At 64.9% G+C, this 13,820-nt stretch carries 10 protein-coding genes; 6 read left to right on the top strand and 4 right to left on the bottom strand.

Annotation, left to right across the window (positions count from 1 at the left end; all coding sequences use genetic code 11):
- Positions 1 to 320: 320 nt before the first annotated feature.
- Entirely contained in the window at positions 321 to 2,054 is a 1,734-nt protein-coding gene (locus tag ACEUCR_RS11885; RefSeq protein ID WP_408790336.1) for a formate--tetrahydrofolate ligase, read from the bottom strand.
- A 66-nt stretch (positions 2,055 to 2,120) separates the two neighbouring features.
- Between ACEUCR_RS11885 and ACEUCR_RS11890 the strand changes: the two genes are divergently transcribed.
- Entirely contained in the window at positions 2,121 to 2,525 is a 405-nt protein-coding gene (locus tag ACEUCR_RS11890; protein WP_111872940.1) for a hypothetical protein, read from the top strand.
- Positions 2,526 to 2,767: 242 nt separating this feature from the next.
- Here ACEUCR_RS11890 and ACEUCR_RS11895 read toward each other — a convergent pair whose 3' ends face one another.
- Complete coding sequence (locus ACEUCR_RS11895; protein ID WP_111872941.1) at positions 2,768 to 3,673, bottom strand: LysR family transcriptional regulator; 906 nt, start codon at positions 3,671 to 3,673, stop codon at positions 2,768 to 2,770.
- Positions 3,674 to 3,781: 108 nt separating this feature from the next.
- On the opposite strand from ACEUCR_RS11895, the gene ACEUCR_RS11900 reads away from it, so the two are divergent.
- From ACEUCR_RS11900 to ACEUCR_RS11915, 4 genes are all read left to right on the top strand, one after another.
- Positions 3,782 to 4,342: a YceI family protein gene (locus tag ACEUCR_RS11900; RefSeq protein WP_041996322.1), complete on the top strand. Its 561-nt coding sequence runs from the start codon at positions 3,782 to 3,784 to the stop codon at positions 4,340 to 4,342.
- On the top strand, positions 4,342 to 5,079 hold the full coding sequence (locus tag ACEUCR_RS11905) for a hypothetical protein (protein ID WP_408790340.1): 738 nt from the start codon (positions 4,342 to 4,344) through the stop codon (positions 5,077 to 5,079). Before ACEUCR_RS11900 ends, ACEUCR_RS11905 begins: the two co-directional genes overlap by 1 nt.
- A 207-nt stretch (positions 5,080 to 5,286) precedes the next feature.
- Positions 5,287 to 6,408 carry an adenosylhomocysteinase gene (locus tag ACEUCR_RS11910; RefSeq protein WP_408790342.1) on the top strand — a complete coding sequence of 374 codons (1,122 nt, stop codon included), beginning with the start codon at positions 5,287 to 5,289 and terminating at the stop codon, positions 6,406 to 6,408.
- Positions 6,409 to 6,561: 153 nt separating this feature from the next.
- On the top strand, positions 6,562 to 6,864 hold the full coding sequence (locus tag ACEUCR_RS11915) for a SelT/SelW/SelH family protein (RefSeq protein ID WP_041996330.1): 303 nt from the start codon (positions 6,562 to 6,564) through the stop codon (positions 6,862 to 6,864).
- A gap of 98 nt (positions 6,865 to 6,962) precedes the next feature.
- On the opposite strand, the gene ACEUCR_RS11920 is transcribed toward ACEUCR_RS11915, so the two are convergent.
- Positions 6,963 to 8,675: a GNAT family N-acyltransferase gene (locus tag ACEUCR_RS11920; RefSeq protein ID WP_408790345.1), complete on the bottom strand. Its 1,713-nt coding sequence runs from the start codon at positions 8,673 to 8,675 to the stop codon at positions 6,963 to 6,965.
- A 981-nt stretch (positions 8,676 to 9,656) separates the two neighbouring features.
- Here ACEUCR_RS11920 and speA point away from each other — a divergent pair.
- A complete protein-coding gene (gene speA, locus ACEUCR_RS11925) occupies positions 9,657 to 11,561 on the top strand; it encodes a biosynthetic arginine decarboxylase (protein ID WP_041996335.1) in 1,905 nt (634 codons plus the stop codon).
- Between the two features lie 127 nt (positions 11,562 to 11,688).
- Here the strand turns inward: speA and ACEUCR_RS11930 are convergent, their stop codons facing one another.
- Positions 11,689 to 13,767, bottom strand: coding sequence for a putative bifunctional diguanylate cyclase/phosphodiesterase (locus tag ACEUCR_RS11930; protein WP_408790348.1), 2,079 nt, complete (start codon positions 13,765 to 13,767; stop codon positions 11,689 to 11,691).
- Positions 13,768 to 13,820 lie beyond the last annotated feature (53 nt).

Raw genomic sequence — 13,820 nt, forward strand, 5'->3', positions numbered from 1 at the left:
CCTTGCTGTTTCTGGCGATGTGGTGAATGGGGGTCGTCAGCTCAGGCCCACTATGTTGCCGTCGTCGCCGATGTCGATGTGGCGCGTAAGCTCAGGCCGACAATTTCGCCGTCATCGTCGATGTCGATATGGCGCTCAGGGAGGGCAAGCTGCCAGCCTGCGCGTCAGCTCAGGCCGACGACATTCCCCTCATCGTCGATGTCGATGTGGCGCTCAGGAAGGGTAGGCTGCCAGCCTGCGCGTCAGCTCAGGCCGACAATTTCGCCGTCATCTTCGATGTCGATATGGCGCTCAGGAAGGGTAGGCTGCCAGCCTGCGCGTCAGCTCAGGCCGATGACATTCCCCTCATCGTCGATGTCGATATGACGGTAGGCCGGCAGGCTGCCCAGGCCCGGCATGGTCATGACGGGGCCCGCCAGGGCATAGACGAAGCCTGCCCCCGCGCAGAGTTTCACCTCCTCGATGGGCACCTCGAAGTCCGTCGGCACGCCCTTCCTGGCCGGGTCATGGCTCAGGGAGAGCGGCGTCTTGGCCATGCAGACGGGCAGGTGATCCTGGCCCGCTGCCGAGAGCCTGGCCAGTTGCTGGCGGGCCTTGTCCGAGAGGGTGATGCCACGGCCGCCATAGCCGCACTCCACCAGGGTGGCGAGCTTGGCGGCAAGGCTCATCTCATCGGGGTAGAGCAGCCTGATCTCACTGGGTTGCTCGCAGGCCGCCACCACGGCGTGAGCCAGATCCGCCGCTCCCGCGCCACCGTCAGTGAAGGCCCGGGAGAGGGCGACCCCGCAGGCACCGGCGGCCAGCGCCTCGCGGGCCAGCAGATCCAGCTCGGCCTGGCTGTCGGTGGCAAAGCGGTTGATGGCAACCACCACGGGCACCCCATAACGGCGGGCATTCTGGATATGCCAGGCGAGGTTGGCACACCCGGCTTTCAGGGTGGGCAGATCTTCCCCTTGCAGGCTGGCCGGCAGCGGCTGGCCCGGCCGGATGTCCAGCAGGCCGCTGTTGGCCTTGAGGCCGCGCACCGTGGCCACCAGCACCACGCAGGCGGGGGCGAGGCCGGACTGGCGATACTTGATGTTGAAGAACTTCTCCAGCCCCATGTCGGAGCCGAACCCCGCCTCGGTCACCACATAGTCGGCAAGGCCGAGAGCCATGCGATCGGCGATGACGGAGGAGTTGCCGTGGGCGATGTTGGCAAAGGGGCCGGCGTGAACCAGCACAGGGGTCTGCTCCGTGGTCTGCATCAGGGTGGGCTTGAGGGCGTCTTTGAGCAGCACCGTCATGGCCCCCGCCACTTCCAGCTGCTCGGCGGTGACGGGTTGGCCGCCAAGGTCGAGGGCGAGCTGGATGCGGCCGATGCGGGCGCGCAAGTCTTTCAGATCCCTGGCCAGCGCCAGAATGGCCATCAGCTCGGAGGCGGCGGTGATGACGAAGCGATCGAGGCGCTCGACACCATCGGCGGGGCCCCCCTGGCCTAGGGTGAGGTGGCGAAGCGCCCGGTCGTTCATGTCCAGGGTGCGGGGCCAGAGGATGTTGGCCGGGTCGATATCGAGCCGCGCCAGGCCGGTGCTGGCGCTGAACCGGTCACCGAGTTTGCGTTCATGGAACAGGCGGGCATCCAGGGCGGCAGAGGCCAGGTTGTGGGCCGCGCTGAGGGCGTGAAAATCCCCGGTGAGATGGAGGTTCATCTCCTCCATCGGCACCACCTGGGCCATGCCGCCCCCGGCGGCGCCCCCCTTGACCCCGAACACGGGGCCGAGACTCGGCTGGCGTATGGTGGCGATGCTGGACTGGCCTATGTGGTTGAGTCCCATGGAGAGGCCGATCGTGGTGACCGTCTTGCCCTCGCCAAGGGGGGTGGGGGTGATGGCGCTCACCAGCACCAGCTTGCCGGGCTCGCGGGCGGGGGCGTGATGGAGCAGCGCGAGGTCGAGTTTGCCCTTGTAATGGCCGTGGGGGTGGAGATGGGCGGCCTTGATGCCGAGCTGCCTTGCCACCTCGGCGATGGGCAGGCGGGGGGACTGGCGGGAGATCTCGATATCGCTTAGCATCAGCACCTCGTTGGCATGGACGTTTGACTATGCGACGGATTCTAGAGGAACCAAGAGGTCAGGCCAATGAGCAATAACATCTTATCCCGGGATCGGGCCCCCATGCAGGAGCCGGTCGCCTTCGACCTCAATGCCCTCTATCACCCTCCCAAACGGCCCCTCACCGCCCTTGGCATCGTCAGCGCCGTCATGCCGCTGTTTGGCTTTGGCTGGCAGGCGATGACGGCGGATCCCGAGGGGCACTTTCGCTTCGAGGTGGAGCGGCGCATCAATCGCAACCGCCGCGACGAGGCCAACCTGGTCCTGCTGCTGCAACTGGCCGCCCTGCACGACTGCGGCGCCCTGACGGTGACTCTGCCCTATCCCCTGGACGGGGCCCAGCTGGCGGAGATCCAGTCCCGGCTGCCGCGCTGGCAGATCCAGTGCGATGGCACCCTGCTGCAGGCCCGCGCAGGGGCGGCGGTGTCCTAGCCTCCCACCATGGCTGCGCCCTGTCCCAGCACTGATGAGTTATGTCCCAGTGCTGACGAGATATCTAGATGACGAGATGACGAGATGACGAGATGATGAGAGCCCTTCCCATCATGGCTGTGGTCTGTCCCCGTTCTGGGGAGGTGGTGAGATGATGGGAGTCCTTCCCATCATGGCTGTGGTCTGTCCTTGTTCTGGCAAGGTGGTGAGATGATGGGAGTCCTTCCCATCATGACAGTGGTCTATGGGTGTGGTCTGTCCCAATAGTGGGGGGCGAGATAACGCTCCTGCACGAACTCGATGAAGCAGCGCACCTTGGCCGAGACGAAGCGGCGGTGCGGATAGAGGGCGTAGAGCCCCACCTCCCCCTTGTCCCATTGGGGCAGCAGTGACACCAGTTTCCCCTCCCGCAGCGCATCCCCCACGATGAAGGTGGGCTGCAATATGATGCCCTGATGGTCACAGGCGGCCCGGGTCAGGGCCACCCCGTTGTTGGCGCGAAGGGGCCCCTGAGGGCGCACGCTCACCTGCGCGCCAGCTCGCGTGAAGACCCAGTCCGGCTGGGTCAGGGTGTAGACGAGGCAGTCGTGCTCCTTGAGATCCTCCGGGGTCTGGGGGTTGCCCCTGCGCGCCAGGTACTCCGGGCTGGCGCACACCTCGAGCCGCATGCTGGCCAGGGGCTTGGCCACCAGGGAGGAGTCAGGCAGGTTGCCGATGCGCAGCGCCAGATCGAAGCCCTCTTCCACCAGGGCGACCCGCCGATCGCTGTACTCTATCTCCAGCTTGAGCTCGGGGAAGCGGGTGCGAAACAGCGGCAGGGCGGGGGAGAGGTGCAGGTAGCCAAAATCCATGGGCACCGACAGCTTGAGGGTGCCCTGGGGCTGCTGGTTGTTGCGGGTGAGCTGGCTATGGGTCTCCTCCAGCTCCGCCAGCAGGGCCAGGGAGCGCTGGTAGTAGAACTGGCCCGCCTCGGTGGGATTGACCTGGCGGGTGGTGCGTGACAGCAGTCGGGTGGAGAGGGACTCCTCCAGTTGCTGCATCAGCTTGGAGGTCATGGCGACCGAGATGCCGAGCTGGGCGGCGGCCCTGGTAAAGCTCTGATGCTCTACCACCTTGATGAAGACGCGCATGGCGGCGATCTGATCCATATTCCACTCTCAGTTGATAATTATTTTAATAAATCACTGATTATCACTCTCTCATGGTGGGTTAGCATCTGACAATCCCCCATCACGTTACTCACGAAGGAACGATAAATGAAAATGACACCGCTTCTGCTGGCCTCCAGCCTGTTGATGACCATGCCGCTGATGGCCGCCGACTATGACGTGGATCCGGCACACACCACGGTGCAGTTCAAGGTGGGTCACCTTGGTTTCTCCGAGCTGGTGGGTCGTTTCAACACCTTCAGCGGCACCTTCTCCATGGACGATGCCAACCCCGCCGCCGCCAAGGCGAGCTTCGAGGTGGACGCCGCTAGCGTGGACTCCAACCACGAGGCCCGCGACAAGCACCTGCGCAGCCCGGATTTCCTCGACGTGAAGCAATACCCCAAGATGAGCTTCGTCAGCTCCGCCTATGAAGGCACCAAGGACAAGGGCGTGCTCAAGGGCACCCTGACCCTGCACGGCGTCACCAAGGACGTGGCCTTCGATCTGGTCAAGATAGGGGAAGGCAAGGATCCTTGGGGCGGCTACCGCAGCGGCTTCAACGCCACCACCACCATCAAGCGCAGCGACTTTGGCGTGAACTACATGTTGCCGGGCATTCCGGACGAGATGAGCATCAACCTGTTTGTCGAAGGTGTGCGCAAGTAATGGGCGCAGCACTCTTGCTACAAACCCTGGCGGCCCCTTTGGGGGCCGCTTTGCTGTCATGGCGCTGGCCACGACTGGGGTCTCTTTGGGGTGCCCTGGCGCTCTGGCTGGTGGGCTGCCTGGTCGGAGGCACTTATCTGCTGCCGGTCAAGGCGTGGCAGTGGCTGCCGCTGACCCTGCTGGTGGCGGCCATCGCCGCTCCCCTGGCCAACCGCTGGCTGGCCCTGGCACTCTTCGCCGGTCTCGGCGCCCTCATCTGGTGGCTGGGCTTTGCCACCCTGATCAGGGGCACGCCCGCGCTCTGGGGGGCGCTCGCGCTGGCCCTGAGTTGGCTGGGTTGGACCCAGGTGCGCGGGGACAGCCGGGAAGGGGTGGGGTTTGCCCTGGGCTTCATCTGGCTGGCCCTGGTGATCGGCATCGATGGCAGCCTGCTCATCGCCCAGCTGGCCGGTGCCCTGGCCGCCCTGGCCGGGTTTCGCGCCCTGCTCGGGGCCTTTGCCGGCGTGAGCGTCACCCCGGCAGCCCTGGCTCTGGCGCTTGCCTTCGTGCAGATGCTCGCCTGGCAATACGTGGAGGTGCCGCTGCTGGCCCTGCTGCCGGTCTGGCTGCTGCCGGCGCTGGAGTGGCGCCTGAGATCCCGCCCGCTGCCGGTGCGCTGGGGCGCGCTCATCGCGCTGGCCGCCCTCGGCACCGGTCTCAGTCTCTGGTTCGTCTGGCCCGAGGCCTCCCTCTATTGATGAGAAACCTATCAATGGGTTAGTGCATGTAAAACAATCAATTAACGGGCGCAGTGCCACCTGGCGCATACTTTTGCCCGATAAAGATTGAGCCTCAATCGCGTTTGGGCTACAAAGGTTCCATATCTCGTTTTTGGACACTTTCAGAACCCGGCCAGGCCGGGTTTCTGTTTGCCCGCGGTTTGCGGCGTGCTAAGGAGGCCACAGTTGCGCAGTCAAGGATCTGAGCATCTGTTTTTTCGCCATTTTACCCGGCAGGGCCCCATCGAGGGGCTCTGCATTCTGCTTGTGACTCACTTGCTGCCCGATCGCCCCCATTTCATCCAGGCCCTGGCCCAGGTGGGGCGCATTGGCGCCATCCTGCCCAAGCCCAAGTCGGCCCATGGCGAGACCCTGGCCTGGGCCTGCCAGCACTTCCCCGTGCTGGAGCTCAATCGCCAGTGGAGCAACTGTCCCCAGCAGGTGGTCGCCAGGATTGCTCCCCTGGTGGCGGCTCATGAGCGCCTGGTCATCCTGGACATAGGCGGCTATTTTGCCCGCACCCAGGCCCAGCTCGCCGAGTGCTTCGGCCCCCGTTTTCTCGGGGTGGTGGAGATGACGGAGAACGGCCATCAGCGTTACGCCCTCGAGCCCCTGATGGCCCCCGTGCTGTCGGTGGCCCGCAGCCCCCTCAAGCAGGCGGAAGATATCCAGATAGGGCTGAGCGTGGTCTACTCTGCCGAGTCCCTGGCCCGCACCCTCAACCGCACCTTCAACGTCTGCCAGGCCGCCCTGTTCGGCTATGGCAAGGTGGGGCGCAGCATCGCCCGCGAGCTCAGGTGCCGTAACCTGCATCTGGAGCTGGTGGAGACGGACGAGCTGCGCCAGGTGGAGGCCCTCTCCCACGGCTTCAAGCTGGTGGACAAGGCCCAGGCCCTGGCCCGGGCCGAGCTGGTGGTCTGCTCCACCGGCAACGGCTCCCTCAACCTCGAGGATCTGGCGGCGCTGCGCCCCGGCGCCATGCTCGCCTCCGTCACCTCGGCCGATGACGAGTTCGCCTTCAGCCTGGCCGAGCTGCCCTGGCTGAGCGAGGAGGTGTGCCCCCATGTGCTGGCCCTGACCCGCCCCGATGGCAGCATCATCTTCCTGCTCAATCGCGGCGAGGCGGTCAATTTCGTCCATGGCGCCGTGATAGGAGAGTATGTCTACCTGGTGTTGGCGGAGATCATCGAGGGGATGCGGCTGCTGGCCGAATTCCCCATGGTGCCCGGGCTGAGGGAGTTGCCGCCGGATCTGATGCGCACCATCGCCCGCCACTGGCTGGCCGACTTCCACGGCGTGACCCAGTGACGCGGGTTTGCAGGGCAAAAGGGACAGCGTTATCAACGGCCTGTTCCATGTTGGTAGTGAATGCCGGTAGTGAATACTGGTAATGAATGCCGGCAGTGAATGAGACATAGCGAACAGAGACCGCCAGGGGGCGGGCAAGAACGGAGCAACCCGATGAACACACAGACCATGGCCAAACCCAGGATAGAGATCCGTTACTGCACCCTGTGCCGCTGGATGCTGCGCGCCGCCTGGCTGGCCCAGGAGCTGCTGTCGACCTTTGACAGCGATCTCGGCGAGGTGGCCCTGGTGCCCGCCAGCAAGGGGGAGTTTCGCATCCTGGTGGACGGTGTGCTGGTGTGGGACAGGGTGGCGGACGAGGGCTTCCCCGAGGCCAAGGAGATCAAGCAGCGGGTGCGCGATCTCATCGCCCCGGAGCGCGACCTCGGCCACTCGGATCGCAAGCCGGGCGAGTAACGCCTGATTGGCTGGGCGTGCCAAACGATGTTCAGCAATAGCGAGAAAGCAGAGGGAGGCCATGGCCTCCCTCTGCTGTTTGTGTTGCGCCCCCAGGGCTATGGGTGCGGATCGGCCAGATGGCTGCTGATGTAGCGGGCCCGCTTGTGGGCTTTTATCCGGCTCACGTCCACCCACACCAGGCCGTCGATGCAGTGGTTGAAGTCGGGGTCTATGCCAAAGTCCATGAACTGGACGCCCCCCGGCTCGCACAGCTCGGAATACTGCTTGTAGAGGGTGGGGATGGCGCAGCCCAGGTTGCCGAGCCGGGACTTGAGCTCGGTGAGGGCGCGACCATAGTCGAGATCCGCGAAGTGGGGATCCGTGGCCGGATAGGGGCGACGGGAGGGGGCGAGGGGGGCGCCATCCGTCCCCTCCCGGGGGGCGAAGTGCTGACGGTAGAAGCTCACCAGCAAATCTCGGGCCTGGGGCGGCAGGCTGGCAGACAACGATACCGGGCCGAACAGGTAGCGGTAGTGGGGATAGCGGGCCAGGTAGGCGCCGATGCCGAACCAGAGGTAGTCCAGGCCGCGCTTGCCCCAGTAGGCGGGCTGGATGAAGCTGCGGCCCAGCTCGATGGCCTGCTCCAGCTGGGGCCTTAGCGCCGGGTCGAAGCCAAACAGGGTGTGGCTGTAGAGGCCGGCAAGCCCCTTGCTCGCCAGCATCTCCTGCACCGGGATGAAGCGGTAGGCCCCCACTATCTCGAGACGGGCCGGATCCCAGAGCAGCAGGTGATAGTAGTCATCGTCATAGCCGTCCAGATCCCGGCGCTTGCCCGACCCTTCCCCCACCGCCCGAAACGCAATCTCCCGCAGGCGCCCCAGCTCGCGCAGTATCTCGGAGTGGCTCTGCTCGTGGCGACGATAGAGGTAGATCCCCTGGCCATCCGGGGTGTGGCCGAGGGCCTCGCAGCCCTCCACCGCCTGCTTGAGCCGCACCCTGTCCCCTGGCAGGGCGATGGGGGCCTCCGTGGTGAGGCGGCCCGGTTTGCCGCGTCCGATGCGATAGAGGTGGGCGCGTACCAGTCTGGCCCCCTCCTTGGCAGGCAGGGCGCTGAAGGCGTGGGGCGGGATGCGCTGACCTATGGTGATGGTCATGCGCCCCCCTTGCTGGCGAAACAGCTGGCCGACCAGCAGGAGACCGGCCCAGGACTTGTTGAGCCAGGAGCCGAGGTAGAAACCCAGGCCGTTGCGCGCCCCCAGGTGGATCGGCACCAGCGGGGTCTGGGTGCGTCTGGCCAGCTTGAGAAAGCCTCCCTGCCAGGGACCATCCTTGATCCCCCTGGGCCCCAGGCGCGACACTTCCCCGGCCGGGAAGATGATGAGGGCCCCCTCCCTGGCCAGGTGTTCCCCCATGGCGAGGATGGCGCGCCTGTCGGTCTTGCCCCCCAGATTGTCCACCGGCAGCAGCAGGGGGCGCAGGGGGGCAAGGCCCGCCAGCAGCTGGTTGGCGACTATCTTGACGTCCGGGCGGATGCGGCCGAGCAGGCGCAGCAGCGCCAGGCCATCCAGGGAGCCGATGGGGTGGTTGGCCACCAGGATGACCCGCCCCTCGGCCGGTATGTTCTCGAGCTGGGCATCGCTGACCCGATAGTCGAAATCGAGCTGGCTGAGGGCCTGCTCGACGAAATCGAGCCCCTTGAGGTGGGGAAACTGGGCGGCAAAGGCCTGGAAGTCGCGCTCGCGCAGCAGCCATTTGAGGGCGCTGCGGGCCGGGCCCGGGAGCGTGAGACGGGGAAAGTGCTGATGAAGTAGGCTGTCGACGCTGAACATGGCTGGCTCCGGCTGTGGTTCTCCCCCCAGCATGGCCTCCTTCTGTTCCCGCCCCGTGGCAGGTCGATGACAGTTTGATGGCGATCGCAGGCGGGGGGGGGGACTCTGTTGAGCTTGATCGCCGACAGCCCCTGTCCGCTGGCCGGCGCCGGGAAAAAAGGGGGGATCTGGCGTTGGGAAAAGAGCGCAAAAAGCCAGAGGCCGCCAGGGGAGGGGGACAGGGGCCAACCCCAGAGCTGGCTTGGTTGGCAGCGAGATCTACCCCATGGCAAAAAAGCGAAAATTTAACAGGATTTTTTATTGTCAGCCCGGCGCCAAAGTGTGTAAACTCCGCGCCGATCCAAGGGGTCACCCTGAGCAGGCGAGGCCGCCAGTTCCCCTTGAGTTCGACCGCCTATAGGGCGAGGCATGCAGACACGACAGACACTGCAGGGATTGGATTTCTTTTATACCGGTTAGGTTCCGGTATCAGGGAGAACAGCAGACATAGCCATCTCCAGACGACCGAGTGGGCCCCCGGGCTCATCATCATCCCCTTGTCATGGGCGGTCGTGGATGGCGGTATCGGCTGCGGCATCTTGTCGTCATCTGTTCGCGTTTGCGATGGCGCCTCGTCCCTCTCTTCCTTGAAATTCCCCTCCCTGGGTGTAGTGACTGCGAGGCCATGATGAGCCGTGGCGTGGCTGATGCCGCGTGCCATCAAAGTACCGCGGTGCTCTGACCCAGCACCGCATACCGTTGAGCTTGATGTAAAGCCACAAGCCCCACATCAAGACTCGTTACTTCCCAAGATCCACCAGGCAGCCTTGGCTTGCCGCGATGTGCAATAGAGGATCCGGGGGCGCATGAAGGTCACCGTCATGGTCAAGCATGATGGGACCCCAGACCGCCACCCGCTGGTCAGACTCTGCGATCGATGGTCTGGATGTGATTGAGGGTAACGAAGGCGGCCCCCGGCCGCTCATTTGCGAGGCATAGCCCATGACTAACTGGTCCAGCAAGGACTCCTTGAAGGTGTACAACGTTCCCTACTGGGGTGCGGGTTTCTTCAATATCAACGACGCCGGTCACGTGACGGTATCGCCCGATAAATCTCGCCCCGAGGCGCAGATCGTCTTGTCTGACGCCATCGAACAACTGCGTCAGTCCGGGCTCACCACGCCCGTGCTGCTCCGTTTCCCCGACATCCTCAAGAGCCGGGTGGATGCCCTGTTCAACGCCTTCGGTCAGGCCATCGAAAAGTCAGGCTATGAGGGGGACTACCTGTGCGTTTACCCCATCAAGGTGAACCAGCAGCGCCGCGTCATCGAAACCATCAGCCAGTCCTACAGCGACAAGCCCCGTCTGGGCCTGGAAGCGGGCTCCAAGCCAGAACTGCTGGCGGTCCTCTCCCATCATCACGATCGCGGCTCCGTCATCGTCTGCAACGGCTACAAAGACCGTGAGTACGTGCGTCACGCCCTGCTTGGCAACCTGATGGGCCACAAGGTCTACATAGTGGTCGAGAAGCCCTCCGAACTGGAGCTGGTGCTCGACGAGGCCAAGCGCCTCAATATCAAGCCCAATATCGGGGTGCGCGCCCGTCTCGCCTCCACCGGCTCCGGCATGTGGGAATCGAGCGGCGGCGCCATGTCCAAGTTCGGCCTCTCCGCCTCCCAGATCCTGGCCCTGGTGGAGCGTCTGCGCGGCCTGGGTCAGCTGGACTGCCTGCAACTGCTGCACTTCCACCTGGGTTCCCAGATAGCCAACATCCGCGACATCCAGGGTGGCATCCGCGAGTGCGGCCGCTTCTACGCCGAGCTGCGTCGCCTGGGCGCCAACGTCGACGTGGTCGATGTGGGCGGCGGCCTGGGGGTGGACTATGAAGGGACTCGCTCCCAGAGCCACTGCTCCGCCAACTACAGCCTCTCCGAGTACGCCAACAACGTGGTGTGGGGCATCGGCGATGTCTGCCGCGAGTTCGACCTGCCGCACCCGACCATCATCAGCGAGTCCGGCCGCGCCCTGACCGCTCACCACGCCGTGCTGGTCACCAACATCATTGGTGCCGAAGGGGCCCAGATGAGCGAGGTGCATGCACCGGATGAGGACGCGCCGACCCTGTTGCAGAACATGTGGAAAGGCTGGCTCGAGCTCAACAACGAGGAAGATCCCTCCCTGCTGGAGCTGTTCCATGACTCCCTGGCCGACCTGACCGACGTCAACGCCCAGTACACCATGGGTCTGCTCAACCTGGAGCAGCGTGCCTGGGCCGAGAGCCTGCACCAGAACACCTGCCTCACCCTGAAAGAGAAGCTCAACCCCATCAACCGCAGCCACCGCGCCCTGGCCGATGACCTGAACGAGAAGCTGGCGGACAAGTGTTTCGCCAACTTCTCCCTGTTCCAGTCTCTGCCCGATGCCTGGGGCATAGGTCAGGTGTTCCCGGTGATGCCGCTTGCCGGCCTCGAGCGTCCGCTCACCCGCCGCGGCATCCTGATGGACATCACCTGTGACTCCGACGGTCAGGTGGAGCACTACGTCGATGGTCTGGGGGTCGAGAGCACCCTGCCGATGCCGGAGTATGGCGAGCACGAAGAGTGCCACGTCGGCTTCTTCCTGGTGGGCGCCTATCAGGAGATCCTCGGCGATCTGCACAACCTGTTTGGCGACACCCACTGCGCGGAAGTCTGGCTGGACGAGGAAGGCAAGATGGACATTCGCAACGTGGTGCGCGGCGACACCGTCGACCAGCTGCTGCGTTACGTCAACATCGACCCCTCGGTGATCCGCGAGAGCTATCAGCGCATCGTCTCCCATCCGGCCCTGGACGACGAGACCCGCAAGGCCCTGCTCGACGAGCTGGAGCTGGGTCTGCAAGGCTATGCCTACCTGGAAGAGGAATAAGCTCACCCCTTGTTCCCCGTCTGTGGCATCGCCAGGACGACAGTGAAAAAAACGGCGCCTTCGGGCGCCGTTTTTCATGGTCGTGGTGCATGGGAAAGTGACCGCAAGCGCGGGCACTCCTGGCCTGTCAGGCGCTGCGCGTCTGGTGGCAGTGGGCCAGCAGTTGCTCCCCCGTCATGGGGCGCCCCAGCAGATAGCCCTGCAAGGTGTCGCAGCCGAGCTCGGTGAGCAGGGTGCGCTGCGCCTGGGTCTCCACCCCTTCGGCCACGATGCGCATCCCCAGGGCCTGACCCAGGGCGATGATGGCGGCGATGATGGTGGCATCGTCCCCGTCTTGCGCCAGGGTGGCGACGAAGCCCCTGTCTATCTTGAGCTCGTTGGCGGGGAAGCGCTTGAGGTAGAGCAGGCTGGAGTAGCCGGTGCCGAAGTCGTCGATGGAGATGCCAAGGCCGAGCTCGGCCAGGCGATTGAGGATGGCCAGGCTCTCCTCGGCGTTCTCCATGGCGGTGGATTCGGTGATCTCCAGGGTGAGGTGGCGGGCCTCCAGCCGGTGACGGGAGAGGGCGCCCTGCACCTCCTCCAGCAATCCGGGGCTTGCCAGCTGTATGGTGGAGAGGTTCACCGCCACGCTCCAGTCGTCATGACCCGCCGCGCGCCAGGCGCTCATCTGGCGGCAGGCCTCGTCGATGACCCAGTTGCCGATGGGGATGATGAGCCGGCTCTTCTCCGCCAGTGGCAGGAAGCTGGCCGGGGAGATGGCCCCATGCTCCGGGTGCTGCCAGCGCAGCAGGGCCTCGGCACCGACCGCCTGGCCGCTGCGGGCATCGTATTTGGGCTGGTAGTGCAGGGCCAGCTCCCCTCGCTCCAGGGCGTGTTGCAGCGCCTTTTGCAGCAGGAACTGCTGGTGGGCGTTGGCATTCATGGCGCTGTCGAAGTAGTAGTAGTCGTTGCGCCCCCGCTCCTTGGCGTAATACATGGCGGCATCGGCGTTGAGGGTGAGCTCGTGCAGGCTGGTGCCATCCTGGGGATAGACGGCGATGCCGATGCTGGCGGTGATGTGCAGGCTGTGATGCTCCCACTCGTAGGGCTGGGCCAGGGCGGCCAGCAGCCGCTCGGCGAAGGCCGTGGTCTGGCTCACATCCCCCGGTGCCAGGGCCAGCACGAACTCGTCGCCGCCAAAGCGCGAGGCGGTGTCGCTCCCGCCGAGCAAGCCGGTGATGCGTGCCGCCACCTCGGTCAGCAGCAGGTCTCCCGTGTGGTGGCCGTGGGCATCGTTGATGATCTTGAAGCCGTCGAGATCGAGAAACAGCAGGGCGAAGCTGCGCTGGCTGTGCTGGCACTCCTGGATGCGTTGCTCCAGCCGGTCGGCGAACAGCAGCCGGTTCGGCAGCCGGGTCAGGCTGTCATGGAGCGCCAGCTTGAGCAGCTCGTCGTGGGCCTGATGCAGGGAGGTGGAGAGGCGGGCGGCGTGGGCATCCAGCATGGAGAGCACCAGGGCGATGGCGAACACCGCCAGGGTCACTATGATGATGACGGTCGCCAGCCACTGGACATTGAGCCCGGTATAGAGGGCGCCGCACAGGCTCCCCTCGGGGAACTGGGCCGCCGCCATGCCGGTGTAGTGCATGCCGATGATGGCCCCCCCCATCACCAGGGAGGCGATGGCCTTGTGAAAGAAGGCGCGAGGTGTGCTGTTGCGCAGGCGAAACGCAATCCAGAGGGCGGCGCCCGAGGCGAGCACGGCGATGAGGATGGAGAGCACGAAGAGGCCGCGATCGTAATGAATGCCCGGGGTTATCTTCATGGCCGCCATGCCGATGTAGTGCATGGTGGCGATGCCGGCCCCCATCAGCAGGGCGCCCCCCGCTATGTGGTGCCAGGGCAGCTGGGGGCGGCTCACCAGCCAGAGCGCGAAGGCCGACGAGCCGATGGCCGCTATCAGGGAGAGGCCGGTGAGGGTCAGATCGTAACCGAGCGCGATGGGCAGGTTGAAGGCGAGCATGCCGATAAAATGCATGGACCAGATGCCGAGCCCCATGGCGAAGGCGCCCCCCGCCAGCCAAAGGGCGGCGGCCTGTCCCTGGCTCTGGCTCACCCGGCTGGTCATATTCAGCGCCGTGTAGGAGGCGAGCACCGCCACCAGGATGGAGAAAAACACCAGATCCTGGCTGTAATAACTGTCGAGCATGGGGTGGGTCGCGGTCACTGTCACTCACTCTGGGATGGATAACGGCCTGAGCCTTGGCCGGGCTAGCGGGG

It is taken from the genome of Aeromonas bivalvium (genome assembly GCF_046078285.1).
GTDB lineage: Bacteria > Pseudomonadota > Gammaproteobacteria > Enterobacterales > Aeromonadaceae > Aeromonas > Aeromonas bivalvium.

Excerpts from the sequence above, each read along its gene's own strand:
- ACEUCR_RS11885 (WP_408790336.1), bottom strand. The coding sequence starts at position 2,054 with ATGCTAAGCGATATCGAGATCTCCCGCCAGTCCCCCCGCCTGCCCATC.
- ACEUCR_RS11890 (WP_111872940.1), top strand. The coding sequence starts at position 2,121 with ATGAGCAATAACATCTTATCCCGGGATCGGGCCCCCATGCAGGAGCCG.
- ACEUCR_RS11895 (WP_111872941.1), bottom strand. The coding sequence starts at position 3,673 with ATGGATCAGATCGCCGCCATGCGCGTCTTCATCAAGGTGGTAGAGCAT.
- ACEUCR_RS11900 (WP_041996322.1), top strand. The coding sequence starts at position 3,782 with ATGAAAATGACACCGCTTCTGCTGGCCTCCAGCCTGTTGATGACCATG.
- ACEUCR_RS11905 (WP_408790340.1), top strand. The coding sequence starts at position 4,342 with ATGGGCGCAGCACTCTTGCTACAAACCCTGGCGGCCCCTTTGGGGGCC.
- ACEUCR_RS11915 (WP_041996330.1), top strand. The coding sequence starts at position 6,562 with ATGAACACACAGACCATGGCCAAACCCAGGATAGAGATCCGTTACTGC.
- ACEUCR_RS11920 (WP_408790345.1), bottom strand. The coding sequence starts at position 8,675 with ATGTTCAGCGTCGACAGCCTACTTCATCAGCACTTTCCCCGTCTCACG.
- speA (WP_041996335.1), top strand. The coding sequence starts at position 9,657 with ATGACTAACTGGTCCAGCAAGGACTCCTTGAAGGTGTACAACGTTCCC.